20 protein-coding genes are annotated in these 23,193 nt (G+C 67.0%); 9 read left to right on the top strand and 11 right to left on the bottom strand.

Annotated elements, in window-relative coordinates; all coding sequences use genetic code 11:
• Positions 1-37: 37 nt before the first annotated feature.
• On the bottom strand, positions 38-811 hold the full coding sequence (locus tag ACFFGN_RS17085; RefSeq protein WP_380048568.1) for an ABC transporter ATP-binding protein: 774 nt from the start codon (positions 809-811) through the stop codon (positions 38-40).
• Positions 812-942: 131 nt separating this feature from the next.
• Between ACFFGN_RS17085 and ACFFGN_RS17080 the strand changes: the two genes are divergently transcribed.
• Both ACFFGN_RS17080 and ACFFGN_RS17075 read left to right on the top strand, forming a co-directional pair.
• Positions 943-2,202 carry a sensor histidine kinase gene (locus tag ACFFGN_RS17080; protein ID WP_380048566.1) on the top strand — a complete coding sequence of 420 codons (1,260 nt, stop codon included), beginning with the start codon at positions 943-945 and terminating at the stop codon, positions 2,200-2,202.
• The gene (locus ACFFGN_RS17075; RefSeq protein WP_380048564.1) at positions 2,190-2,831 is read left to right on the top strand and encodes a response regulator transcription factor; all 642 of its coding nucleotides are present in this window, start codon (positions 2,190-2,192) and stop codon (positions 2,829-2,831) included. Before ACFFGN_RS17080 ends, ACFFGN_RS17075 begins: the two co-directional genes overlap by 13 nt.
• A 3-nt stretch (positions 2,832-2,834) precedes the next feature.
• On the opposite strand, the gene ACFFGN_RS17070 is transcribed toward ACFFGN_RS17075, so the two are convergent.
• Positions 2,835-3,821 (bottom strand): phosphotransferase enzyme family protein, encoded by a 987-nt coding sequence (locus tag ACFFGN_RS17070; RefSeq protein WP_380048562.1) that lies wholly within the window; start codon positions 3,819-3,821, stop codon positions 2,835-2,837.
• 280 nt (positions 3,822-4,101) lie between these two features.
• On the opposite strand from ACFFGN_RS17070, the gene ACFFGN_RS17065 reads away from it, so the two are divergent.
• Together ACFFGN_RS17065 and ACFFGN_RS17060 are read left to right on the top strand one after the other, a co-directional pair.
• The gene (locus ACFFGN_RS17065) at positions 4,102-4,857 is read left to right on the top strand and encodes a class I SAM-dependent methyltransferase (RefSeq protein WP_380048560.1); all 756 of its coding nucleotides are present in this window, start codon (positions 4,102-4,104) and stop codon (positions 4,855-4,857) included.
• A gap of 849 nt (positions 4,858-5,706) precedes the next feature.
• Positions 5,707-6,675 (top strand): tyrosine-type recombinase/integrase, encoded by a 969-nt coding sequence (locus ACFFGN_RS17060; RefSeq protein WP_380048558.1) that lies wholly within the window; start codon positions 5,707-5,709, stop codon positions 6,673-6,675.
• A gap of 126 nt (positions 6,676-6,801) precedes the next feature.
• On the opposite strand, the gene ACFFGN_RS17055 is transcribed toward ACFFGN_RS17060, so the two are convergent.
• Entirely contained in the window at positions 6,802-7,812 is a 1,011-nt protein-coding gene (locus ACFFGN_RS17055; protein ID WP_380048556.1) for a quinone oxidoreductase family protein, read from the bottom strand.
• Positions 7,813-8,070: 258 nt separating this feature from the next.
• Between ACFFGN_RS17055 and ACFFGN_RS17050 the strand changes: the two genes are divergently transcribed.
• Together ACFFGN_RS17050 and helR are read left to right on the top strand one after the other, a co-directional pair.
• On the top strand, positions 8,071-9,978 hold the full coding sequence (locus ACFFGN_RS17050) for a protein-arginine deiminase family protein (RefSeq protein WP_380048554.1): 1,908 nt from the start codon (positions 8,071-8,073) through the stop codon (positions 9,976-9,978).
• Positions 9,979-10,245: 267 nt separating this feature from the next.
• The gene (gene helR / locus ACFFGN_RS17045) at positions 10,246-12,426 is read left to right on the top strand and encodes an RNA polymerase recycling motor ATPase HelR (protein WP_380048552.1); all 2,181 of its coding nucleotides are present in this window, start codon (positions 10,246-10,248) and stop codon (positions 12,424-12,426) included.
• 18 nt (positions 12,427-12,444) lie between these two features.
• Here helR and ACFFGN_RS17040 read toward each other — a convergent pair whose 3' ends face one another.
• Positions 12,445-13,233 (bottom strand): DUF899 family protein, encoded by a 789-nt coding sequence (locus tag ACFFGN_RS17040; protein WP_380048550.1) that lies wholly within the window; start codon positions 13,231-13,233, stop codon positions 12,445-12,447.
• 106 nt (positions 13,234-13,339) lie between these two features.
• On the opposite strand from ACFFGN_RS17040, the gene ACFFGN_RS17035 reads away from it, so the two are divergent.
• The gene (locus ACFFGN_RS17035; RefSeq protein ID WP_380048548.1) at positions 13,340-13,711 is read left to right on the top strand and encodes an HNH endonuclease; all 372 of its coding nucleotides are present in this window, start codon (positions 13,340-13,342) and stop codon (positions 13,709-13,711) included.
• On the opposite strand, the gene ACFFGN_RS17030 is transcribed toward ACFFGN_RS17035, so the two are convergent.
• From ACFFGN_RS17030 to ACFFGN_RS17005, 6 genes are all read right to left on the bottom strand, one after another.
• On the bottom strand, positions 13,708-16,098 hold the full coding sequence (locus ACFFGN_RS17030; RefSeq protein ID WP_380048546.1) for an ATP-binding cassette domain-containing protein: 2,391 nt from the start codon (positions 16,096-16,098) through the stop codon (positions 13,708-13,710). The two genes, ACFFGN_RS17035 and ACFFGN_RS17030, sit on opposite strands and share 4 nt — an antisense overlap.
• A gap of 159 nt (positions 16,099-16,257) precedes the next feature.
• Positions 16,258-16,668: a VOC family protein gene (locus ACFFGN_RS17025; RefSeq protein ID WP_380048544.1), complete on the bottom strand. Its 411-nt coding sequence runs from the start codon at positions 16,666-16,668 to the stop codon at positions 16,258-16,260.
• Between the two features lie 10 nt (positions 16,669-16,678).
• Positions 16,679-17,122 carry a helix-turn-helix transcriptional regulator gene (locus ACFFGN_RS17020; protein ID WP_380048542.1) on the bottom strand — a complete coding sequence of 148 codons (444 nt, stop codon included), beginning with the start codon at positions 17,120-17,122 and terminating at the stop codon, positions 16,679-16,681.
• A gap of 54 nt (positions 17,123-17,176) precedes the next feature.
• Complete coding sequence (locus tag ACFFGN_RS17015; protein ID WP_380048540.1) at positions 17,177-17,920, bottom strand: class I SAM-dependent DNA methyltransferase; 744 nt, start codon at positions 17,918-17,920, stop codon at positions 17,177-17,179.
• A gap of 122 nt (positions 17,921-18,042) precedes the next feature.
• On the bottom strand, positions 18,043-18,738 hold the full coding sequence (locus ACFFGN_RS17010) for a response regulator transcription factor (RefSeq protein WP_380048538.1): 696 nt from the start codon (positions 18,736-18,738) through the stop codon (positions 18,043-18,045).
• Complete coding sequence (locus tag ACFFGN_RS17005; protein WP_380048536.1) at positions 18,735-20,366, bottom strand: sensor histidine kinase; 1,632 nt, start codon at positions 20,364-20,366, stop codon at positions 18,735-18,737. Before ACFFGN_RS17005 ends, ACFFGN_RS17010 begins: the two co-directional genes overlap by 4 nt.
• Before the next feature lie 142 nt (positions 20,367-20,508).
• Here ACFFGN_RS17005 and ACFFGN_RS17000 point away from each other — a divergent pair, with 142 nt between their 5' ends.
• Entirely contained in the window at positions 20,509-21,696 is a 1,188-nt protein-coding gene (locus ACFFGN_RS17000) for a glycosyltransferase 87 family protein (RefSeq protein ID WP_380048534.1), read from the top strand.
• Complete coding sequence (locus ACFFGN_RS16995; RefSeq protein ID WP_380048532.1) at positions 21,693-22,895, top strand: glycosyltransferase 87 family protein; 1,203 nt, start codon at positions 21,693-21,695, stop codon at positions 22,893-22,895. Before ACFFGN_RS17000 ends, ACFFGN_RS16995 begins: the two co-directional genes overlap by 4 nt.
• Here the strand turns inward: ACFFGN_RS16995 and ACFFGN_RS16990 are convergent.
• Positions 22,806-23,186: a VOC family protein gene (locus ACFFGN_RS16990; protein WP_380048530.1), complete on the bottom strand. Its 381-nt coding sequence runs from the start codon at positions 23,184-23,186 to the stop codon at positions 22,806-22,808. The two genes, ACFFGN_RS16995 and ACFFGN_RS16990, sit on opposite strands and share 90 nt — an antisense overlap.
• Positions 23,187-23,193 lie beyond the last annotated feature (7 nt).

Here is a 23,193-nt window from a genome sequence, read left to right as displayed (position 1 = left end):
CCACGCCGCCCTCGCCGCGTGAGCCGTGCAAGGTCTTTCACGCCCGCTGCCCCAGCCGTGCCAGCCGCGCCGCGATGTCACTCGCGGACCCGCCGGACACCTCGTCCTGCCAACGACCGTCCGCCAGGAAGATGACTCGATCGGCCACCGCGGCAGCCTTTGGATCATGGGTCACCAGCAATACCTGCTGACCGCGTTCGTCCACGATCGAGCGCAACAACGCCAGCACCGCCTCGGCCGACGCGCTGTCGAGCGAACCCGTCGGCTCGTCGGCGACCACCAGCTCAGGACGCGTGATGAGCGCCCGCGCGATCGCGACGCGCTGTTGCTGACCGCCCGAAAGTTCTGCCGGACGACGCGCGAGAGTTTCGCGAACGCCGACCGCCATCGCGAGCTCCTCGACAAGCTGGTGGTCGATCGAATCTCCGGCTAGCCGCAGCGGCAACGAGATGTTGTCGGCCGCGGACAACGCCGGCATCAGGTTGAAGGCCTGGAACACGACGCCGATCCGCGAACGACGCAACACCGCCAGCTCGGTCTCACCGAGGCCGCTGATCTCCTGGCCACCGAGGTGAATCGTGCCGGCGTCGGGCCGTTCGAGTCCGAGCAGGCAGTTCAGCAGCGTCGACTTGCCCGAACCGGACGGACCCATGATCGCCGTGAACGTTCCCGGTTCCACCGTCAGGTCGATCCCGCTCAGCGCTTTTACGCTCGCTGCGCCACGGCCGTACGTCTTGCTCAAACCGCGAACGACAACGGGGCGAGGGGGCACGCCCGCGAGCGCCGTGGCCTGTTGCCTTGCACGTTTCATGACAACAACTCTCGACCGGCGCCGCGGCCCACACCATCCCGCGACCACTCCGTCGGAAGGTAGCGCTGCCACTACCTTCGGAGGCAGCGCACGTCCACGGCGGACGGTCCGCGAGACCGTACGATGGCGGCGTGAGCACGGGCGATAGCAGCCGCGGCAAGGGGATACGCCGCCAGACCCGCGCAATCCGGTACTTGGCCGCGGACGCCCTGAGCAGTCTCACCGCCCTTGTCACGCTAGTGATCGTCGTAGCAACCGCCCTGCTCTCGATCGTCGGAATCGGCCTAGTCCTCGCCGGACCAGCTTTGTCGGCCGTACGACGCTGGGCTGACCACGAACGCTCCCGCGCCGGCAAGCTCCTCGGACGGCCGGTGGCGTCGCCGTACCCTCCGGCCGGTTCTACGGGACGATCCGCCGTACGGGCTCATGCGGACGGGGGAGTGCTGGTGCGCGATCTACTCGCGCTGGCGCTTCGGGCGATCTCAGGGCTTCCACTTGCCGTATTCGCGGTGATCCTGCCTCTAGTCGCCTTGAACTCGGCACTGCTCGCGTTCTTCTGGTGGGCGTTCCCGGCGGACCAGCCCGCGGAGTCGTTCTTCGTCGTCACGTCCTGGTGGAGTGCTCTGGCCTCGCTCGCCATCGCCTTGTTCGGCCTACGGATCTGGCTGCTGGCGCCCTTCCTGGCACACGCCGACGCCGCCACAACGGCCCACCTCCTAGCCCCGAACCGCCAACAGGAACTGGCACTACGCGCACAACTGGAGCAGGTACGCCGCCGCTCGGCCGTCTCGGCCCACACCGCGGAACTGCGCCGGATCGAGCGCGACCTGCACGACGCCGCCCAGAACCGCCTCGTCGCCGTCACGATGTACGTCGGCATGGCGCAGCGCCAGGTGGAAACCGGCCGCGGTGATCCCGCCCCAGCCTTGGCGAAGGCCCAATCCGCCGCGTCGGACGCCCTCAACGAGATGCGCCGGGTGATCCGCGGCATCTATCCGCCGGTGCTTGCCGAGGAAGGACTCGTCCCGGCCATCGGTGCACTCGCGGACCTCTCGTCGGTTCCAACCCGCCTGCACGTGGATCGCCCTGCGCCGACGGCTGCCGCGGTTGACGCCGCGCTGTACTTCTCGATCGCTGAGGCCCTGACGAACGTCGCGAAACACAGCGGCGCGACGCAGGCCGACGTACGACTCAGCTGGCAAGACGGCGAGCGCGGCCCCGAAGTGCTCGCCGTGGTGACCGACGACGGCCGGGGCGGCGCCGAACCATCCAGCGGAAGCGGCCTGTCCGGGATGGCCGCCCGGCTCGAAGCACTAGGTGGTTGGCTGGACCTGTCGAGCCCGTCGGGTGGCCCGACGACGATACGGATGGGATTGCCATGCGAGCCGTGATCGCCGAGGACGACACGCTATTGCGCGAGGGCCTGGTCGCTCTGCTCAGCGCCGAGGGGATCGACGTCGTCGCGACGAGCGGTGACACCGAGGGTTTCGCCGCGACGGTGCTCGAACACCGGGCGGAGGTGGCGATCGTGGACGTACGGATGCCACCGTCCTGGACCAACGAAGGCATCCAGGCCGCGATCGACCTTCGCCGGCATCGGCCGGGATTCCCGGTCGTCGTACTCTCCGCGCACGTGGAGACCCGGTTCGTCGGTGATCTGCTCGCGGACGACGCCGGCGGTATCGGCTATCTGCTGAAGGAACGAGTCGGCGCGGTGGCGGATTTCGTCGAGAGCCTGCGACGGGTTGCCGCAGGCGGGACCGTGCTCGACCCGGACGTGGTGACGGCGCTGCTTCGCCGACGGAAAAGCCCGCTGGAGGCGTTGACGGAACGCGAGCGGGAGGTGCTCGAGCTGATCGCGCGTGGCGACGGGAACCGCGAGATCGCTACGGCGTTGCGGGTGAGCGAGGCCGCGGTGCACAAGCACGTACGGAACATCTTCCAGAAGCTCGGTCTGCTCGCGGACGACACCCGTCATCGCCGGGTTGTTGCGGCGCTCACCTATCTCAATCAGCAGTAGGCCCTAGATCGCGGCGGCCCAGCCGGCGGGGTCGTCGCCGGGTGGGATGGCGCCGATGCCGTACCAGAGCACGACGGCCTGGAGCCATTTGTGCTCGAGCTGCGTGAGTGGTCGCACCGACTGATAGCCGTCAAGCAGGGCTTCGCGGACGTACGCCGGGGTGGGCGCCCAGCTCCTGAAGCGCGTTCCGATGTACACGAAGGCGAACGCGAGGTCGTTGATGCAGTAACCGGTCACGACGCCGTCGAAGTCGATGATCGCGAGGACCTCTGAACCGGCCGTGAGGATGTTGGACGACCGGTAGTCGCGGTGGATGAACTGCGTCTCGCGGTCGATCGGTGGTAGCGACGCGATCTGGTCTCGCAGTCGGGCTGAGGCGTCCGGGGCTCTGCCCGCATCCTCTCGTTCCAGCCAGGTCTGGATCTGCTGACCGAGGTCGTCTGTGGGCTTCGGGTCGGCCAGCCGCGGGTCCGCATGGTCGGCCAGGGCGTTGTGCAAGGTGGCCAGGCAGGCGCCGGCTTGGCGAACCACCGCCTCATCAGTGATGTCCAGCAACTCGCCGTCGATCTGGGGCTGGACCGTCATGGACAAAGGCGTTTGGCCGGAATGGAGGATCAACCGGTGGCGGCCGTCGAGCCGTTTGTCCTCGAGCTGATTGGCGCTGAGTGAAGCCAGGGGAGGGGCGACCGGCATGCCCTGGTCGTGCAGGGCCTTGAGCAGATCCGCGATGGCTTCGAGTCGTTCGAACTGGTCCTGGGCGCGAGACCACTTCGCGATCAGTGCGCCCCGGTCCGTACCCACCCACGCGATGGCGTTGGTGTCGCTGATGATGATCCGGTCGCAGGTCTCGACGTTGATACCCCAGGCCTCGGCGAGTCCCTTGCTCATCCAGGCGACCGCGTCGTCGAAGTCGTCGAGACTGAACCGCTCCCGCAACGCCTCCCGCGGATCGGCCGATTCCCAGAGCATCGAGAGTCCCGTTGGAAACATCCCGCGGAGTTTACGTCACACGTCTGAACGACCTCGGCCTGTTAAATGGTCCAGGCGGGCGCACAGGTCACCGCCTTCGACTCGAGCCGTTGCAAGCGATGACAGACGCGTTCGCCAAGGCGGGCTTCGCGATCTCGGTCATCAGCGAAATTCCTCTGCTTCCTCTTCTTCAGCCTCACCGACGTCCGGGTTGTCCTTGCGAAAATCATTGGTGCCCGGCTCGCTCCGCTGATGGACTGACGTCCCACGGTGAGTCTGCCGCGTGACGGAGGTGCTGGTTGTGACGGAGTATGACGTGCTCGCCGAGGTGTACGAATGGCTCATCTCAGATGCGAAGTTGCCTCCAGCCGAGTTCGCTGCGTCGTTCGATGACGTCCTCGGTCTCCTGCCTTCGAACGCTCACGTCCTCGACTGTTCGTGCGGAACCGGACAATTGGCGGTTGGCCTCGCCGGCCGTGGCATGCAGGTTGTCGCAACTGACGCCAGCGAAGCGATGGTTCGTCGAACTGCAGAGTTGTCCGAGGAGTTCGGGGCAGCCGTCCGGGCCGTGCGGGCGAACTGGGAAGAGTTGCCCGACCATTTCGAGGACGACACGTTCGACATGGTGTTCTGCGTCGGCAACTCGCTTCACCATGCCGCGGGCGCGGCAGGCAGGGGAGCTGCTCTGGAGTCGATGTCACGCCTTCTGCGCCCTGGCGGGCGCCTGGTACTCACATCCCGCACTTGGGAACTCGTGAGGTCCAGAGGTTCCCGGCTCGACATCAGAGACCGACTCGTCCGCCGGAACGGTCGCGATGCCGTCGTGATCTACCGCTGGGAGATTGCGCCGCATTGGGAGGACGAGCACCACATCGAGATTGCGATCGCGCAAGTTGATGCGACTGGTTCGGTTCTTGTCCGCTCGGAACTGCTGTCCTGCTGGCCTTACCGGTACGAGGAACTCAAAGGCGAGCTGCACCGGGTCGGGCTCCGGACAGAAGTGAGCACGTTCGATCTAGAGGCCGAGAACTACATGGTGGTCGCGAGCAAGGTATAGCCGCCGGACTCACAGCCCTGGCCGGACCTCGCGCCATTTCAGCGGCGGGGTAGTGGGTCAGCCGCAGCCGCCGTGATTCATCTGATGCAGTACGCAGGAGCTAGTTGACATAATGTCGCTTATCGGACATCCAGCTAGAGCCTGGATCAACCCTGGGAAGGGGTGATTTAAGCGTGAACAGCCTGCTGAACAAGGCCAATCGTCCTGACGGCCTGACACGTCGGCGTTTAGGCCGGCCCGTCGGTACTGGTCGGCTCGATCTGCTGTCGTTCCAGGTCGGTAGCCTGCGGTCCGCCTTCGCCGAGAGCTCTGCCAGATGCAAAACACCGTCCGTGACGAATGTTGCGCTTCGTGGTTGCGTGAGCGGCTTTGTGCTGGCTCCCCGACCTGACGAGTTGAACGCGGGCGGCTTAGGATCGCGCTGAGAGAATCCGGCCGCTCGGAATCCTCCAGCAACTCGCCAGCCCAACCATCTGCGAATCAGTGTGGCCACACGGCTAAGCGGTTCAATACGGCGGGCATTTGACTGGCCACACCCACCTCACGTGCATTGTCGAAGACAGTTCAGAGTTCCGTACTCGCAGGCCCGAATTCCCAGTCCCCTAAGACGTATCGCACCCCACCCGGACACTTTCTATCATGCATAATCACTATTATGCAGCAAACATGATGGGATTCGGGGGAGTCACATGCAATGACATGAAATGGCACCCGGGGATGGTCTCCAGCGCTGGCCGATTGTGGACGCTCCGGCGCCGGACAACCAGGCTCCCCCGGCCCGACCGGACTCCCTTCGCCGGCGATGGAGCGATCGGTAAAAATGTCGGTGGCGTCGGATAGAACTCCCCCATGAAGGTTCTCGCAGCACAATCGGCCTTCTTCGCCGCCCGTCGGCCGAGGAAGGACTCTCCTCATACCACCGACGCGTACCGTCGCGACCTCGCTGGGATCACCATCCTGCTCAGCGATTCACCTGAAGAGCTTGAGGTTGAAGACCTCACGGCTCAAGTTCTCCGGTCGGCCTTCGGTGCGTTCGCGGACAACCACGCCAAGAGTTCGGTGCTTCGCGCTTGGTCGACGTGGAACCAGTTCCTCACGTTCTGCGTGTCCGAAGGGCTGCTGGCCGGCAATCCGATGGGCGCGGTCGCCAGACCGAAGGCCCCTCCCCTGTCCCCCAAGCCTCTGCGCGGTGAAGATACGCCGGAGAAGCTGCTCACGGCCGCCGCCGAAGGTGCGCGCCAAGCGAGAGACCCCTGGCCTGAGCGCGACGTACTCGTTATCGCCCTCGGGTTGGTGGCCGGCCTCCGCTCCGCGGAAATGCGGAACCTCACCGCACAATCACTCGCCGGGCGTCCCGGAGAAATGCGGCTCCACGTTCGCGGGAAAGGCAGTCGCGATAGATCAATTCCGGTCCAGCCAGTGATGGAAAGAATCATCGACGCCTACGTCGAATCGTGCCGTCGGCGCTTTCCGAACAAACGTCTAGGTCGGTCCGCGCCACTTTTGCTGAACCGCGCGGGTGAGCCGATAGGCCGAGGCGGTCTGGAATACCTGGTGAAATCCTGTTACCGATGGGCTGGGTTGCACGATCGCGTCCCGGTGGGCGCCAACCTCCACGCCTTGCGGCACACATTCGCGACGAGATTGGCAGAAGACGGCGCGACGGCGTCCGAGATCATGAACCTGCTCGGTCACGCCAGCCTCGCCACCAGCCAGAACTACATCGAGGCCACCGGTCGCGAACAACGCGCCGCCGCGGCCAGCAACCGCACCTACCGCTCACTCGACAAGGTCCTCGACCCCCCCGAGCTCCCCTGAGCCCACGAACGAGAACGCCGCCGCGCCACAGCAGATCGACTCGCCGCCCTGACCATGCATCCGCCGCCACGACGAGGCGGCTAGGATGAGGCGGCCTGCCGGAGCGCCTGACGCTGTCGCCCGTGATCAGCTCTGCGTCTCCTCGCGGCGTCCAATAGCGGCCGCATTGGGTTTGACGAGCAGCTTGCCGGTGGTACGTCGAGCCTCCAGATCGCTGTGGGCCTGGGCTGCCTCGGACAACGCGTAGCGGCCCGTTACGGTGACCTCAAGCGCCTTGGAGCGCACCCACTCGAACACATCGGTGGCCCGTCGGAGCAGTTCGGACCGATCGGCGATGAAGTGCCCGAGGCTTGGCCGGATCAGGGTCAGCGAACCGCCGTGGGCGAGCCGAATCGGATCAAACGGCGGCACGGCACCACTTGCCGCGCCGAAGAGTACAAGATGGCCGCGGGTTCGCAGGCTGGCGAGGCTCGCATCGAAGGTGTGCGCGCCGACGCCGTCGAAGACAACCGGCAGTCCCTGACCGCCGTTGAGCCGCCTCACCTCGGCTGCGAGATCGTCGACTGCGGAGGAAAGGATCACCTCAGCGGCCCCGGCACGCAACGCCTGCTCGGCCTTCGCCGTGGTCGACGTCGTGCCGATCACCCTGCCACCGAGATGCGTGATGAGCTGGGTCAAAAGCAGCCCCACGCCACCAGCAGCCGCATGCACGAGCACCGTGTCGCCGGCCTGAACCGGGTAGGCGTCCTTGACGAGATAGTGGGCGGTCATGCCTTGGAGGAGTACGGCGGCGGCTGTCTCGAAGCCGATATCGTCGGGCAGCGGCACCAGCCGGGCGGAGTCCACGACGGCCCGCTCGGCATACGAGCCGGGTATCTCCACCCAACCGACCCGGTCCCCGACTGCGACGTCCGCGACGCCGGGTCCAACTTCGACGACCGTGCCGGCGCCCTCAGAGCCCGGGGTGAAGGGCAGCGGGAGGCTGTACCGGCCTTCGCGGTGGTAGACGTCGAGGAAGTTGACCCCGGATGCGGCGACCTCCACGATCGCCTCGCCCGGACCCGGCCGCGGCTGGTCCACCTCGGCCTCCTGCAGCACCTCGGGACCGCCCACTTCGTACACCTGAATCGCTCGCATAGCCCCACCAACCCCGTTGATGGCGAACCTATTCCCGGGATCACCCACAAACGAACCTGGCCCACGCAGCCGCCGCCACGACGAGGCGGCTAGTGTCCTGAGTCGGGACACTAGGGCGAGGTGGTTAGAGCGGCTTCTTGATGTGGTTGCAATAACCATGCGTCAACCCGGGTCTGGCGCGTCGCGTCGAGTGGGTGGGGAAACAACGATTCCCGCCCGAATTCGATTGCCCTCGGCAACTAAGCGAATGGTGACCAGATGATGATCCCGAACCAGTACGGTGCCTCCCGCCATACCCGCGCGATGATCGCGATAGCCCTGGCCGTCACGGTCGCGAGCGGTTCCACCACTGCCGCGTCGGCACCACCCGGGCCGCCCGGTGTACAGCTGAAAGCGGACTCGACGACGTTCCTTGCGAATATTGACGATGACGCGGGTGTCTGTAAGTCGCGGGCAGTTGAGATTCTCAAGGCGGCTAAGCCTCGTGAGGAAGCCAGCGAAAAGGCGTTCGACAAGCGCGGCCAGGAGATCCTCGACGGGCCCGGAACGAACGAGGAGCGCCAGCAGAAGTACTTCGAGCTCCAGCGGGACCACCGCCGCGACCAGTACCAGACCGAGCGCGAACTGGCTGCCTGCAACGACGCCGCCGATACCGTCGTGAATGGCGCTCGCGATGAGGCCGATCTGACTCGCTTGCGTACGACGCCATGGCCGAACGTCCCCGCGGGTGTCACCGGCACGATCACGGCCAACACCACCAAGGTGCGCCTGTTCGTGAAGCGCAACGGCTGGGAGCTCGTCAGCCCAGCGACGCGCTTGACCGCCGCAGAGCTACGCAAAGGAGTCGAGTTCGGCCTCGAAGGTCTAGACGTGGTTCGCGATCGGGCGGTCTGGGACGGGCGAGCGACCATCACTCTCGCCGCCGGAGGGCAGACCTCCAGTGTCGAGTTGAAGGTCGCGCCGGTGCTGACGCAGGACAACACCCAGCCGGTGCAGGACGTGCTGCTCGCGCAAGGGCAGTACGCGAGTGCCCCGTTCATCGCCGCGATGGAGAAGGCGGTGAACGGTGGTGTCAAGCGTCCGATCCGCAAGCTGAAGGTCGATGACGAGTGGGTCCAGGACATCCTCGAACCGGCCTACGCGACCACAACCGACAAGTTCGGCAAGACGCGGGGTATGCGGGTGCTGATCCCCTCGGTCAACGCCGGGCGCCAGGAAGCGGGCCGTCTCGCGTTCACCGAGCTGGCCGGCCCGGACGTCGCTGCCATCCATATCGCCCACGAACTGCGCCGCAACGAGGATGACAGCCTCAACTCGATGGGCAACCTGGAGACGCTGCCACCTCGCCCCGGCTTTCCCGCCGGTCAGATCGTCCTAGGCGGCGACACCGCGAATCCGCTCAAGCAGCCCGCTCCCGAGATGCTCAACTTCCTCCGCGCGCAGGGCGTTCAGGATCCTCTCCTGCTCGACGTGTCCTGGTTGGAAATCGGCCATGTCGACGAGTTCCTCCAGGTCGTCCCGGCGCCGGGTAGTCCGCGGGGCTGGCGTGTGCTGATCGCCGACCCGCAGGCCGGTTTGCAGATGCTGAAGGACGCCGACCGCGATGGGCATGGTGATCTACCCTTACACGGCGATCTGCCCAAGCTCGAGTGGCCGTACGAGGACAAGATCGAATCCCGCACCATCAAGCAGATGCTGGCGGACAAGCAGTTCGTGAAGTCCAACACGAACGGTGCCGAGAAGGTCGCCGCCATGCTCGGCGTACTGCGGGCCAAGACCGGGCTCACGGACGCGGACATCATCCGGGTGCCGGTGCTGCCGACGTACAAGCACCTGAACTACTGGGTGGCGAAGAGCACGGTCGACACCATGCCGCCCGGTCCGGAGAAGGAGGCCGCGCAGGCCGAGCTCGAGACGTTCATCGATGCCGGCTGGGAGGTTCCGGACGCGGTCAATGGGCTGGTCCTGAACAACGGCGTGTACGTCGCCCCGAAGCAGTACGGGCCGATCATCGGCGGCAAGGCAATCTTCGCCGAGTCGACCCGGAAGGCCCTGCGCAGGGCGGGATTCAAGGTCCGCTTCGTCAACAACCTGGTGGACTCGCACGTCTCGGGCGGCGAAATCCACTGCGTCACCAACACACTGCGAAAGATCCCCGGCCTCTGACAGGTCCCATCCCGGCGCCCTCCGAACATCCACCGGGCGCCGGGATGCCGAGGCAACAAAAAAGGGAAAGGAGAGACCGACTCCTTTCCACTCTTAACTTATAACGCATGGGGGGACTTGCCGCAAGGCCCCGTTTCTGCCGGACAATCATCGGCCGTAGCCCGAAACCTACGGAAATGAGAGTCCCGAATGCGGTTGTTGCCGGCACGATCCGCACTGACGGAGCGACGGTGGCCGCGAATCTCCTGCTCGATCGGAGCTGATGACTTGAATCCCCTGACCACCAGCGCGTTTGACCTGCCCGACCACCTCTCCCCCAAGGCCGATCCGGCGCTGATCGGCGCCGACGACAAGCACTTCGCGGCGATCGCGGAGACCCTCCAGCAGTCCATCGCCGAACTGTCCAGCCGTCTTGAGCAGGTCCGGAAGGCGCCGGGCGGTTCGGGCCAGGAGGCCCTGGACCGTGACCTGGAGGTGCACCGGCTCACGGCTCGCCTCCGCACGCTGCGCCGGTTCGGGCTCGACCTTTGCCTTGGGCACATGGTGAGCGCGGAGGGTGCCGAGCCGGTGTACGTCGGACGCCTCGGTCTTACCGACAGCTCGGGTCGTCGGTTGCTGATCGACTGGCGCTCCCCCGCGGCCGAGCCGTTCTTCGGAGCCACGCACGCCAATCCGATGGACCTGGTATTCCGGCGCCGGTACCGCTGGACCGGTGGCCGGATCACCGACTACTGGGACGAGGTGTTCACCGCGGACGGGTTCGAGGGGCACGCCGCCGCCCTCGACGACCAGTCGGCGTTCATCGCGAGCCTCGGCGGCAACCGGTCCGACCGGATGCGCGACGTACTCGGCACGATCCAGGCCGACCAGGACGCCATCATCCGCGCCGGTTCCCGCGGCGCGCTGGTGGTCGACGGCGGTCCGGGTACGGGCAAGACCGTGGTCGCGCTGCACCGGACGGCTTACTTGCTGTATTCAGAGCCGCGGCTGGACAGCAGCCGGGGTGGCGTGTTGTTCGTCGGCCCGCATCAGCCGTACCTCGCGTACGTCGCGGACGTTCTTCCCAGCCTCGGCGAGGAAGGCGTGCAGACCTGCACCCTGCGGGACCTCCTGCCCGAGGGCACCACCGCCGCGGTCGAGGCGGATCCCGAGGTCGCGCGGTTGAAGTCGTCCGCGGACATGGTGAAGGCGATCGAGCCGGCCGTCAGGCTCTACGAGGAGCCGCCGACGAAGCCGATGACCGTGGAGACGTACTGGTCCGATATCCGGCTGAGTACGGCGGATTGGGCCGAGGCGTTCGGTTCGGCTGACGGCAGTACGCCGCACAACGAGGCGCGCGATCAGGTGCTGGCGGAACTGCTCACGATCCTGATGGACAAGCACGAGGAGGCGTACGACGACGATGACGTCTCGCCGGAGATGCTGCGCAAGTCGCTGCTGCAGAACGAAGATCTGATGGACGCGTTCAACCGGGCGTGGCCGCTGATCGAGCCGACGGACCTCGTCGGCGATCTCTGGTCGGTGCCGGCCTACCTGCGGATGTGCGCGCCTTGGCTCAGTCCGGAGCAGGTCAAGCTGCTCCAGCGCAAGGACCCGCAGGCCTGGACGGCTTCCGACCTGCCGTTGCTGGATGCGGCGCGGCAGCGGCTCGGCGATCCGGAGGCGTCGCGGCGGAAGCGCCGGCAACAGGCCGCCGCGGAGGTCGAACGGCAGCGGATGGACGATGTCATCGACCACATCCTCGAGGCTGATGACGACAACGAGGGCTGGGTGCCGATGCTGCGCGGGCAGGACATTCGGAACTCGCTGGTGGACCAGACGGCGCTGCCGACCGTGGATCCGGATCTGCTCGCGGGCCCGTTCGCGCACATCGTCATCGATGAGGCGCAAGAGTTGACCGACGCGGAGTGGCAGATGTTGCTGCTGCGCTGCCCGTCGCGCAGTTTCACCATCGTCGGGGATCGGGCGCAGGCCAGGCACGGGTTCACCGAGTCGTGGCAGGAACGGCTGGAGCGGGTCGGTCTCGACCGGGTCAAGCTGGCCGGCCTCAGCATCAACTATCGGACGCCGGCGGAGATCATGGCAGCGGCCGAGCCGGTCATCCGTGCCGTACTGCCCGACGCCAACGTGCCCACCTCGATCCGCAGCAGCGACGTTCCGGTCGTCCACGGGTCTACACCGGAGCTCGGGACGATCCTCGACAAGTGGCTCGCCGAGCACACCGACGGCATTGCCTGCGTCATCAGCGCGAACGGCGTTCCCGGCGGCACGCTTCCGTCGACGCCACGAGTGCGAACGCTGACTCCGCAGCTATCGAAGGGCCTTGAGTTCGACCTGGTCGTGCTCATCGATCCCGACGAGTTCGGCGAAGGCATCGAGGGCGCGGTCGACCACTACGTCGCCATGACCCGCGCAACTCAGCAACTCGTCATCCTCACCACGCCCTGAGCGCCGGATGGCCGCCGGCTAATGGCACTGGGAGGTGGTTGTTGGGGGTTCGGTGGTGCCTAGGTCGTCGGAGCGGCCGGCGTTGAGGCGGGACCACTGGGCGATAGGGCGGCCGTTGAGGCGGGTGACCTGGCCGCCGTTGGTTCCCCAGTGCTGGGGCCACCCGGGTGGCGAGTCCTCGTGCGGTTCCTGGCGGCCGTACACGGTGAGGTCCATCAGGGCGTAGCTGAAGTCCATCGTCTCCACGCCGCGCTGGGTCGTCCAGTAGGTCTCGTAGACGCGGTCGCCGTCACGCACGTAGCAGACCAGGTGCATCATGCCGATGACGCGCTCGACCAGCAGGGTGTCGAGGGAGGCTTCGGCCGAGTACCACGGCATGTCCCAGCTCATGAACTCGCGGTAGCGCGCGCTTTCGTCGTACGGGCCCTGGCAGAAGACGGCGAAGGTGATGTCGCGCGAGTGCAGGTAGGACAGTTCCTCGACCTGGCTCGTGCACCAGGTACAGCCTTCGCACTGGTCGGCCGCTGGGTGGCCGGGATGCCACATGAAGTAGTAGGCGATGAGTTGGCGGCGGCCTTCGAACGCGTCGAGCAGAGTCACCGGGCCGCCGGGTCCGATCAACTCGGTGCGGGCGTCTACCTCGACCATGGGCAACCGGCGCCTGGCCGCGGCGATCGCGTCGCCTTCCCGGGTGTGGGCCTTCTCCCGGGCGCGGAGTTGCGACAGCTCGGCCTCAAGCGTGGCCCGGTCCGCGATCCGGGGTAGCGGGCTGGAGCTGATGGGTTCAGGTGATCGTATGTCGGTCATACCTGAAACATCGTAGACCGCTGGGCCTTCTCGACATTTTGTTTTGCAGTGCGCCTGACCGGAGTTGCCGGCGCGTCGCCGTACGCTGCTCGGCATGGCGGTGAGCATGAGTCGCAGGGCCCGGGCGGCCCGGCGCCGGAAGCGGCGGCTGGACGGCGTCGAGCACGACCTGACCGAGCCGCAGTGGGTCGCGATGCAGCAGGCGTGGGACGGCTGCGCGTACTGCGGAAACCCGGACGAGGCCCTCCAGCGCGACTGCGTGCTACCGATCTCGCGAGGCGGCCGCTACACCCTGGAGAACGTCGTACCGGCCTGCCGTTCCTGCAATACGAGTAAGTGCAACGACGAGGTCACCGCCTGGCTCCGGCGCAAGAGGCTGGACGAGAAGGCCTTCCTCTTGCGCCAGTTCCAGGTACGTACCGAGCTCAGGCTGCGCTTCCCCGTCGACGAGCAGGAAACGCCCGCGGCGGACGGCTAGGCGCCGACGTACGTCGCGAGGTGCTCGCCGGTGAGGGTCGAATGCTTCGCCACGAGATCCGCCGGGGTGCCTTCGAACACGATCTGGCCGCCGTCGTGACCGGCGCCGGGACCGAGGTCGATGATCCAGTCGGCGTGCGCCATGACCGCCTGGTGGTGCTCGATGACGATGACGGACTTGCCGGAGTCGACGAGGCGGTCAAGCAGGCCGAGCAACTGCTCGACGTCCGCGAGGTGGAGACCGGTGGTCGGCTCGTCGAGTACGTAGACGCCGCCCTTCTCCCCCATGTGGGTGGCGAGCTTGAGCCGCTGGCGCTCGCCGCCGGACAGCGTCGTCAGCGGCTGGCCGATACCGAGGTACCCGAGTCCGACGTCGGCGAGCCGCTCCAGGATGGCGTGGGCCGCCGGGATGCGCGCTTCGCCCTCGCGGAAGAACTCCTCGGCCTCGGTCACGGACATCGCGAGCACCTCGCTGATGTCGCGGCCACCGAGGTGATAGTCGAGTACGGCGGCCTGGAACCGCTTGCCCTCGCACTCCTCGCAGGTGGTGGCGACACCGGCCATCATGCCCAGGTCGGTGTAGATGACGCCGGCGCCGTTACAGGTCGGGCAGGCGCCTTCGGAGTTCGCGCTGAACAGGGCGGGCTTGACGCCGTTGGCCTTCGCGAACGCCTTGCGGATCGGCTCGAGCAGGCCCGTGTACGTCGCGGGGTTGCTGCGGCGTGAACCGCGAATGGGCGCCTGGTCGATCGACACCACGTTCGCGCCGGGCGGGATCGAGCCGTGGATCAGCGAGCTCTTACCCGAACCTGCGACTCCGGTGACGGCACACAACACCCCGAGCGGTACGTCGACATCCACGTCGCGCAGGTTGTTCGCGCTCGCGCCGCGGATCTCCAGCTTGCCGGACGGCTCCCGGACCGCCTGCTTGAGCTCGGCGCGATCGTCGAAGTGCTTGCCGGTGACGGTGCCACTCTTGCGGAGGCCGTCCACGCTGCCCTCGAAGCAGACCGTGCCACCCGCCGTACCGGCGCCGGGGCCGAGATCGACGACGTGATCGGCGATGACGATCGTCTCCGGCTTGTGCTCCACGACGAGCACGGTGTTGCCCTTGTCGCGCAGGCGCAGCAGGAGGTCGTTCATGCGCTGGATGTCGTGCGGGTGCAGCCCGGCGGTGGGCTCATCGAACACGTAGGTCACGTCGGTGAGCGCGGAACCCAGGTGACGGATCATCTTGACGCGCTGCGCCTCACCACCCGACAACGTGCCGGCGGGACGGGCGAGCGAAAGGTAGCCGAGGCCGATCTCCACGAACGACTCGAGGCTGTGCTGCAGGGTGGCCAGCAACGGCGCCACCGAGGGCTCGTCCAGGTCACGGACCCACTCGGCCAGGTCGCTGATCTGCATCGCGCACACATCCGCGATGCTGACGCCCTTGATCTTCGAGGACCGGGCCGCCGCGCTGAGGCGGGTGCCGTCGCACTCGGGGCAGACCGTGAACGTGACCGCCCGGTCCACGAAGGCGCGGATGTGCGGCTGCATCGCCTCGCGGTCCTTGGCCAGGAACGACTTCTGGATCCGCGGGATCAACCCCTCGTACGTGAGGTTGATGTTGTCGACCTTGATCTTGGTCGGCTCCTTGTACAGGAGGTCCTGCAGCTGCTTCTTGGTGAACTTGCGGATCGGCTTGTCCGGGTCGAAGAACCCGCAGCCGGCGAAGATCCGCCCGTACCAGCCGTCGACGCTGTAGCCGGGGATCGTGAGGGCGCCCTCGTTGAGCGACTTGCTGTCGTCGTACAGCGCGGTGAGATCGAAGTCGGTGACATTGCCGCGGCCTTCGCAGCGCGGGCACATACCGCCGGTGATGCTGAAGCTGCGGCGTTCCTTCGTGGTCTTGCCGGCGCGCTCGATCTGGACCGCGCCGGCGCCGCTGATCGAGGCGACGTTGAAGGAGAACGCCTGGGGCGAGCCGATGTGCGGTTTGCCGAGCCGGCTGAACAGGATGCGCAGCATCGCGTACGCGTCGGTGGCCGTGCCGACCGTGGAGCGCGGGTCGGCGCCCATGCGCTGCTGGTCGACCAGGATCGCGGTGGTCAGACCCTCGAGTACGTCGACCTCGGGCCGGGCCAGCGACGGCATGAACCCCTGCACGAACGCGCTGTAGGTCTCGTTGATCAGCCGCTGCGACTCCGCGGCGATCGTGCCGAACACCAGCGAGCTCTTACCTGAACCGGAGACACCGGTGAACACCGTCAGCCGCCGTTTCGGGATCTCGATGCTGACGTCCTTGAGGTTGTTCACGCGCGCGCCGAGCACGCGGATCAGGTCGTGGCTGTCGGCAACTTCCTGCCTGGTCGACTGCTTGCCCGTCCGCTTGGCACTGCTCATCGTTGGTGTCTCCATCCATCAGGCGGAGCCGTTGGCGCGGTCTCCGTCGGTGTCGCCCGTGCCGGCCTCACACAGCCGGTTTGCCAGCTTCGCACAATCTGCGAGGCGTTAGCCGGATCAAAGGGTATTCGCTTCTCCCGGTTCGCCGCCTGTGGAGGCTCAGGGCAGTTGGTTGATGCGGATGTGGTTGCCGGCGGGGTCGCGGAAGGCGCAGTCGCGGATGCCGTACGGCTGGTCGGTGGGCTCCTGAACGACCTCGGCGTTGGTGGCCTGCAGGCGCTCGAAGGTGGCGTCGAGATCCTTGGTGGCCAGCACGAGCGTGGCGTACGTGCCCTTGGCCATCATCTCGGCGATGACGCGCTGCTCGTCCTCGGTGATACCGGGGTCGGCGGTCGGCGGGTGCAGTACGACGGAGGTGGACGGCTGGTCCTTGGGTCCGACCGTGATCCAGCGCATGCCGCCGTACCCGACGTCTTTGCGGACCTCGAAGCCGAGCACGTCGCGGTAGAAGGCGAGCGAGGCTTCGGGGTCGTTGTGCGGAAGGAAACTGGCTTCAATGGTGAGGTCCATGACCATCACGCTAACCGCGACCCGGGACCGGCGCTTCTCGATTCCTGATCGGTCTGGTCACCTGTTTGGCCACACACGACGGGATGCCCGCGGTCGCGTCGGCCGCCTCGCGCCGGTAGACGCTGGGCGATACACCGACCAGTTCGGTGAAGCGGGTGCTGAAGGTGCCGAGAGACGAACAGCCGACCGCGAAACAGACCTCGGTCACGCTCAGCTCGCCGACCCGCAACAGCGCCATCGCGCGCTCGATCCGCCGCGTCATCAGATAGCTGTACGGCGACTCCCCGTACGCAAGCCGGAATTCGCGGCTGAGATGTCCGGCCGACATGTGCGCACCGCGCGCGAGTGCTTCGACGTCCAGTGGCTGCGCGTACTCCCGGTCGATCCGGTCCTTGACCCGGCGCAACCGGGCGAGATCGCTCAGCCGTTGCTCGGTGGTCGGTGGCCTGGTCACGGCTTGAATCGTCCCATAACTCCGCAAGCCCGGTCGAGAACGACCGGGCGGCGATCAGGCGGGCTTGCGCCAGACGGAGACGTGGCTCTCGCTGTCGGCGGTGAAGGGGCGGCGATGCCAGTCGGCGAACCGGCCTTCGAACTCGAGCCCGGCCAGTTGCGCCATCAGGTCGCATTCGGCCGGCCACGCGTAGCGGAAGGTGCCGGAGCCGTACCGCGTCGTACCGTCGGCAAGCCGGTGATAGTGGTGCGACGTGCACTGCTGCTCGACCACGTCGTAGGTGTCGAAGATGAGGTGCCCGTCATCCTCGCCAAGCGTCATCGGCACGGCCGTCTGGCCTGGCGGCATGCGGCGCAGAGCCGGTACCCAGAGCTCGATGACGAACCGGCCGCCCGGCGCGAGATGGCGCGCGGCGTTGCGGAAGCACTCGACCTGTTCGGCCTGGGTACGCAGGTTCGAGATCGTGTTGAAGACGAGGTAGACCAGGGAGAACTCGCCGGGCACGGTGGTGCGGGCCATGTCGCCGATCACCACCGGCAAGGTTGCCTCGTCGACCTTTTTCCGCAGCTCGGCCACCATCGGCTCCGACAGCTCGATCCCGGTCACCGGCACACCGCGCGCGGCGAGCGGAATGCCCACCCGTCCGGTGCCCACCGCGAACTCCAGCGCTGGGCCGGATCCAGCCAGCTCCGCCAGGAAGCCGACAGCTGGATCGAGCACCTCCGGCGAGAAGGCCTCCGGAGAACTCTCGTCGTAGAACTTGGCTGTTTCTTCGGTCCAAACTTCACTACTGGTCATTACGCCCGAGCCTGGTTCAGCGGCCTGGAGGTTGTCCACCGGTTTTCCTAGTACTAGCCGACCCTGCCGGCCACCCCTGCTGCCTCCTCGTCGGCAACCCCTGACTTCGGGCAGTCGATGGGTTAGGCGGTGCGGGGTTGGACTAGGCCGGCGTCGTAGCCGAGGATTACGGCTTGGACTCGGTCGCGGAGGCCGGTTTTGGTGAGGATGCGGCTGACGTGGGTTTTGACCGTGTGCTCGGTCAGGTGCAGGGAGGCCGCGATCTCGGCGTTGGAGTTGCCTTCGGCAAGCAGTTGCAGGACCTCGCGCTCGCGGGCGGTGAGGCTGCTCAGCTGATCCAGTGCGGCCGGGTCCTGCCCGCCGGCGGCGAACCGGTCGATCAGGCGGCGGGTCACCGGTGGTGCGAGCAACGCGTCGCCGCCGGCGATCACCCGTACGGCGTTGATCAGCTCGTCGCGCGACGACCGCTTCAGCAGAAAGCCACTGGCACCGGCGCGCAGCGCGGCGTACACGTACTCGTCGAGGTCGAAGGTGGTCAGGATGATGACCTTCGGCCCGTTCTCCGTACCGGCCAGTCGGCGGGTGGCCTCGATGCCGTCCATCACCGGCATGCGCACGTCCATCAGGATCACCTGCAGGTTCAGCAAGGCCGAGGCCTGCCGGATCGCGTCGGCGCCGTCGACGGCCTGGGCGGCCACCTCGATATCGGGCTGCCCGTTCAGGATCATGGCGATACCGTCGCGGACGAGATCCTGGTCGTCGACCACCATCACCTTGATCGGTTCCTCGCCACCGGTCGTACCGTCGATCCCGGTCACACCAGCGCCTCAGCGCCGGCCGGAACGTTGGCGCCGATCGTGGTGCCCGCGCCCGGTGCCGACTCGATGCGCAGCCGGCCGCCGTGGATGCGGACCCGCTCGCGCATTCCGGCGAGGCCATGGCGTCCGCCGCGTCCGGCCTCGGCCGGATCGAACCCGCGGCCGTCGTCTGTGACCGTCAACTGGATGTCCCCGTTCTGCACTGTGATGGTGACCGTTGCCCGCTCGGCGCCGGAGTGCCGTACGACGTTGGTGAGCGCTTCCTGCACGATGCGGTACGCCGTGAGCTGCTGCCCGGCCGGGAGGTCGTCGGTGACCGGCGGCATCACCAGATCGACCTGGAGGCCCTGAGTCGCGACCTGGGTCACCAGGCTGGGCAGATCCGACAGGCCGGGCTGGGGCGCGAGCTGCGGATCAGGTACGCCGTCCGCGTCGCGCAGCGCCGACAGCATCCGGTCGAGTTCGCCGAGGGCGCGCCGGCCGGTATCGCCGATGCGCTGGAATCCGCGCAGCACCTCGTCATCGCCTTGGCGGATCAGATCGGGCCCGGTTTCGGCCTGGATCACCATCAGGCTGACGTGGTGCGCGATCACGTCGTGCAGGTCGCGCGCGATGTGGGCCCGTTCGGTGAGCTTGGTCTGCTCTTCCTCCTGCTCGACGGCCCGGTGGCGCAGCTGATTCTCGCGCTCGCGGGATTCCACGATGCCGCGGTAAAGCCGGGCCAGCACGCCCAGGCACACGCCGAGCGCGAGGACCAGTGACAAGGCGATCGGCCAATCCCGGTCGAACACGATGTCCAGCCGGGTGGCGTGTGCGTTCTTGTACCAGACGCCGTCGCCGAACTCGGTACTGTCGAGCCCCCGGAACAGGTTGGGCAAGATCACGTTGCGGGTGAAGTTCCCGAGGCCGGTGATCACGACCATGCCTGCCAAGATCGCCGCTGAGGCGGGCAGGGCGAATTGCCACCGGCGGTGCCGCGCCAGCGAGTACAAGGCGAAGCCGAGCGCCAGCATCAACAGCCAGCGCTCACTCGACAGCCAGTACGCCGTCAGGTTCGCGAAGGCCAGCACGATGCAGGGCACCAGCGGCCGGATCCGTCGCAGCGCGAGTGTGAGCGGGGCGCAGATGATGTAGACGGTCAGCCAGGTGGGGGCATAAAGCCACTCGTCCCACCTGATCGCGCGCCAGATGTCGAGCCCCATCACGGGTACCGCCAGGACACTCAGAACCACGTCGGCCGCCAGCAGGCTCGTCGGCCGGAGTAGTACCTCGCGCAGGTCGTTCAGCCAAGCCTCGGCCGTGCGAAGTCCGAGCCGCCAGGCCCGGTTCATCAGGATCGCCCATATCGCCGCGGCGGATCCGGCAACGAACACCCAGAACAGGGCCGGCACCGGGACCGAGTACGCGAGTACCGACGCCGCGAGCATGCCGACGGCGGTCAGGAACGGCGTGACGGTACGCAGCGCGAGCAGCGCCGGCGCGGTCATCACCAGGACGAGGACCGGCAGCGGGCTGGGGAACCAGTTGTACTCGTTGATCGACCAGTGCACCGTGGCCCCGGCGGTGAGCACACCGGCCACCGCCAGGGCCACGTCGAGTCTTGATCCGGACAGGGCGGGGCGAGGCATGGTCACATTCTGACGGCCGGATCGAGCGCGCTCGTCACTCGGAAGAGTGACGCCCGTCCGGCAATTGTCACTCTTTTTGGTCACAGCAGGTGAGACTTGGCGGCGATGCCCCGTGGCTAGGTCATTGTCCACGCTTGTGAACATGACCCTCCTGACCCCTTCCCGGCCACCCCGCCGCGAAGCCGCCAGCCGGCCCACCGCCTGGCCGACCGCTGTCGCGGTGGCCGCCTTTGTCGGCTTCTGCCTTTGGAACTGGCCGCCGTCGTCCCTGCAGTTCGACCTTCGTGTGTACGTCGCCGCGGCGGGCGACTTCCTGGCCGGGCTCGATATCTACGAGGCGAGTGTGCGCCATCCGGAGATCGGGATGGCGTTCACCTATCCGCCGTTCGCGGCCATTCTGTTCGCACCGCTGTCGCTGGTCGGTACCGGCGTCGGGCGCGTTATCACCGTGCTGATCTGCGCCTTCTCCACGCTGGCGATCGGCCTGGTGAGCGCACGCGCGATCTGGCCCCACCTGCCGGCGGTCAGGCTCCGCACCCTGGGATTGGCGATCGGTGCGGCCGGCGTCGCGCTGGAGCCGGTTCGGTCGACGTTCGACTACGGGCAGATCAACCTGATCCTGACGGCGATGCTGCTGGTCGACCTGCTCGGCTATCTACCGAGCCGGTACCGCGGCGTGCTGATCGGGATCGCCACCGGCATCAAGCTCACTCCCGGCATCTTCTTGATCTACCTGGTCGTCACGCGTCGCTACCGCGAGGCCGCGACCGCCGCGGCGGCAACGATCGCCACGATGGTGATCGGATTCCTGGCGATGCCGGCGGAGTCGATCAAGTTCTGGTTCAAGCTCATCTACGACCCGGGCCGTCCGGGAGCCAGCCACTTCATCAGCAACCAGTCGCTGCGCGGAATGGCCGATCGGCTCACCTACGGGGAAGGTGCCTTGTACTGGCTGGTGCTCGCCTTGGCGGCACTGGTGCTGGGCATGTACGCCGCCCGGCGCGCGTACTTCGCCGGTCAGCACTTGGAGGCGATCCTGCTCGCTGCCTGCACCGCGCTGCTCATCTCGCCGATCTCCTGGACCGCCCACTGGGTCTGGGCCCTGCCGATTTGCGCGCTGCTGTGGTCCCGCGTCCGGACCACGCCGGCGATCGCCGTACTCGCGGCCGGGTGGACGGTCACGATGGCGTTCGGTCTGCCCTGGTACGCGCCGTACTTCGGTGATCGCGAGTACACCCACCAGGGCTTCGACGTGGTCCTGGGCAACTCGTACGCGCTGGTGGCCGTCGCCTTCATCGCGACCTCCCTGCTGACGAAACGCCGGGTATGACGCAGCGCCGCGTCTTCTGGGCGCTGGTCGTCGTGCTGGCCCTCACCCCGATCCTGTACGCCGCCACGGCGGGGTCGCTCGATCTGAAGGTGTACCGGGTCGGAGGGACCGTTTGGCGGGACGGGCTCAGCCTGTACTCGCCGGGATTCGCCGAACTGGTACCGGTGCTGCCGCTGCCGTTCACCTATCCCCCGTTCGCGGCGATCTTGTTCACCGGAGTCGCGGTGCTGCCGTTCGTAGTCGCCGAGGTGCTGATGAACGCCGTGAGCGTGGCCGCCCTGGCCGCCACGCTCACGGTGGTCACCGCCCGCCTGTACGGGTGGAATCGCCGCTCGGTCATCATCGGTCTCGGCCTGACGACCATCGGCATGCTGCTCGAACCAGTTCGCGCGACGATCGGGTTCGGCCAGGTGAACCTGCTGCTGATGGCGCTGGTCACCCTCGACTGCCTGCTGCCGCGCACACGTTGGCCGCGCGGGTTGCTGCTCGGTTTGGCCGCCGCGAGCAAGCTGACGCCAGCGGTGTTCGTCTTGTACTTCCTGGTCCGGCGGCAGTACCGCGCCGCACTGGTTTCGCTGGGGTCGTTTGCCGGGTTCACGCTCGTCGGCTTCGCGATGCTGCCTGGGGATTCGATGAAGTACTGGTTCGGTGTGTTGTTCGACCCGGGCCGCATCGGCGGCGCGACGTACTCGTTCAACCAGTGTTTCCAGGCGGTGCTGGAACGGATCGCGCCCGGTCATACGTTGTTGTGGGCCGGCTTGGTCGTACTGGCGTTCGCACCGGCGGTGGTCGCGGCACGAAAGGCCCGGGCCGCGGGCGACGACGTGACGGCCTTGATCGTGATCGCTGCCTTCGGGCTGCTGGCCTCGCCCGTGAGCTGGTCGCACCATTGGGTGTGGGTGGCGCCGGCGTTGATCGTGTTGGCGCACAAGCGTCAGTGGTTCGTCGGTGGGCTGGTACTCGCGGTGTTCGCCGTCGGTCCCCATAAGTACCTGCCGCCCGAAGGCCGGAGCTGGAACTGGGCCGAGCATCTGATCGGTTCGGCGTACGTCGTCACCGCGGTGGTGGCTCTGATCGTGCTCGCGTTCCACCGGTGGGCGGTGATGACCTCAGGGCCAGGTGGTGGCGTGCCGGGCGAAGACCTCGGGGTCGCTGTGCAGCGGGATCACGCAGAGCAGGTGGCCACCGGGGGCTCGTAGCGTGTGGCAGTCGAGCCACTGCGAGAGCTTGACCGCGCCCAGGCCGGTCAGCCTCGCGACCTCGGCGTCCACGTCATCGGTTTCGATGTCGAGGTGGTAGCGCGCCTCCCCTTCGATCGACTGAATCGCCAGCACGTGATCGGTCAGCGCGCCGGGCAGATCGATGAACTGGGGCTCACCCGGCGGACTCTGCGTAGACGTGCCCAGGGCGGCCGACCAGAACGTAGCCGCCTCGGCCGCCTGCTCCGCGGGCGTATCGATCAGAAACGTGGAAACGCGACTGCGATGCATGCCCACC

The sequence above is a fragment of the Kribbella deserti genome (assembly GCF_042434725.1).
In the GTDB taxonomy this organism is placed as follows: Bacteria; Actinomycetota; Actinomycetes; order Propionibacteriales; family Kribbellaceae; genus Kribbella; species Kribbella deserti.
Note: the sequence above shows the minus strand (reverse complement) of the source record. Positions and strands in the feature narration are given on the sequence as shown.

Excerpts from the sequence above, each read along its gene's own strand:
- ACFFGN_RS17070 (WP_380048562.1), bottom strand. The coding sequence starts at position 3,821 with ATGTTTCCAACGGGACTCTCGATGCTCTGGGAATCGGCCGATCCGCGG.
- ACFFGN_RS17005 (WP_380048536.1), bottom strand. The coding sequence starts at position 20,366 with ATGCCTCGCCCCGCCCTGTCCGGATCAAGACTCGACGTGGCCCTGGCG.
- ACFFGN_RS17075 (WP_380048564.1), top strand. The coding sequence starts at position 2,190 with ATGCGAGCCGTGATCGCCGAGGACGACACGCTATTGCGCGAGGGCCTG.
- ACFFGN_RS17050 (WP_380048554.1), top strand. The coding sequence starts at position 8,071 with ATGATGATCCCGAACCAGTACGGTGCCTCCCGCCATACCCGCGCGATG.
- ACFFGN_RS16990 (WP_380048530.1), bottom strand. The coding sequence starts at position 23,186 with ATGCATCGCAGTCGCGTTTCCACGTTTCTGATCGATACGCCCGCGGAG.
- ACFFGN_RS17060 (WP_380048558.1), top strand. The coding sequence starts at position 5,707 with ATGAAGGTTCTCGCAGCACAATCGGCCTTCTTCGCCGCCCGTCGGCCG.
- ACFFGN_RS17055 (WP_380048556.1), bottom strand. The coding sequence starts at position 7,812 with ATGCGAGCGATTCAGGTGTACGAAGTGGGCGGTCCCGAGGTGCTGCAG.
- ACFFGN_RS17085 (WP_380048568.1), bottom strand. The coding sequence starts at position 811 with ATGAAACGTGCAAGGCAACAGGCCACGGCGCTCGCGGGCGTGCCCCCT.
- ACFFGN_RS17015 (WP_380048540.1), bottom strand. The coding sequence starts at position 17,920 with ATGACCAGTAGTGAAGTTTGGACCGAAGAAACAGCCAAGTTCTACGAC.
- ACFFGN_RS17030 (WP_380048546.1), bottom strand. The coding sequence starts at position 16,098 with ATGAGCAGTGCCAAGCGGACGGGCAAGCAGTCGACCAGGCAGGAAGTT.
- ACFFGN_RS17035 (WP_380048548.1), top strand. The coding sequence starts at position 13,340 with ATGAGTCGCAGGGCCCGGGCGGCCCGGCGCCGGAAGCGGCGGCTGGAC.
- ACFFGN_RS16995 (WP_380048532.1), top strand. The coding sequence starts at position 21,693 with ATGACGCAGCGCCGCGTCTTCTGGGCGCTGGTCGTCGTGCTGGCCCTC.
- ACFFGN_RS17000 (WP_380048534.1), top strand. The coding sequence starts at position 20,509 with ATGACCCTCCTGACCCCTTCCCGGCCACCCCGCCGCGAAGCCGCCAGC.
- ACFFGN_RS17040 (WP_380048550.1), bottom strand. The coding sequence starts at position 13,233 with ATGACCGACATACGATCACCTGAACCCATCAGCTCCAGCCCGCTACCC.
- ACFFGN_RS17025 (WP_380048544.1), bottom strand. The coding sequence starts at position 16,668 with ATGGACCTCACCATTGAAGCCAGTTTCCTTCCGCACAACGACCCCGAA.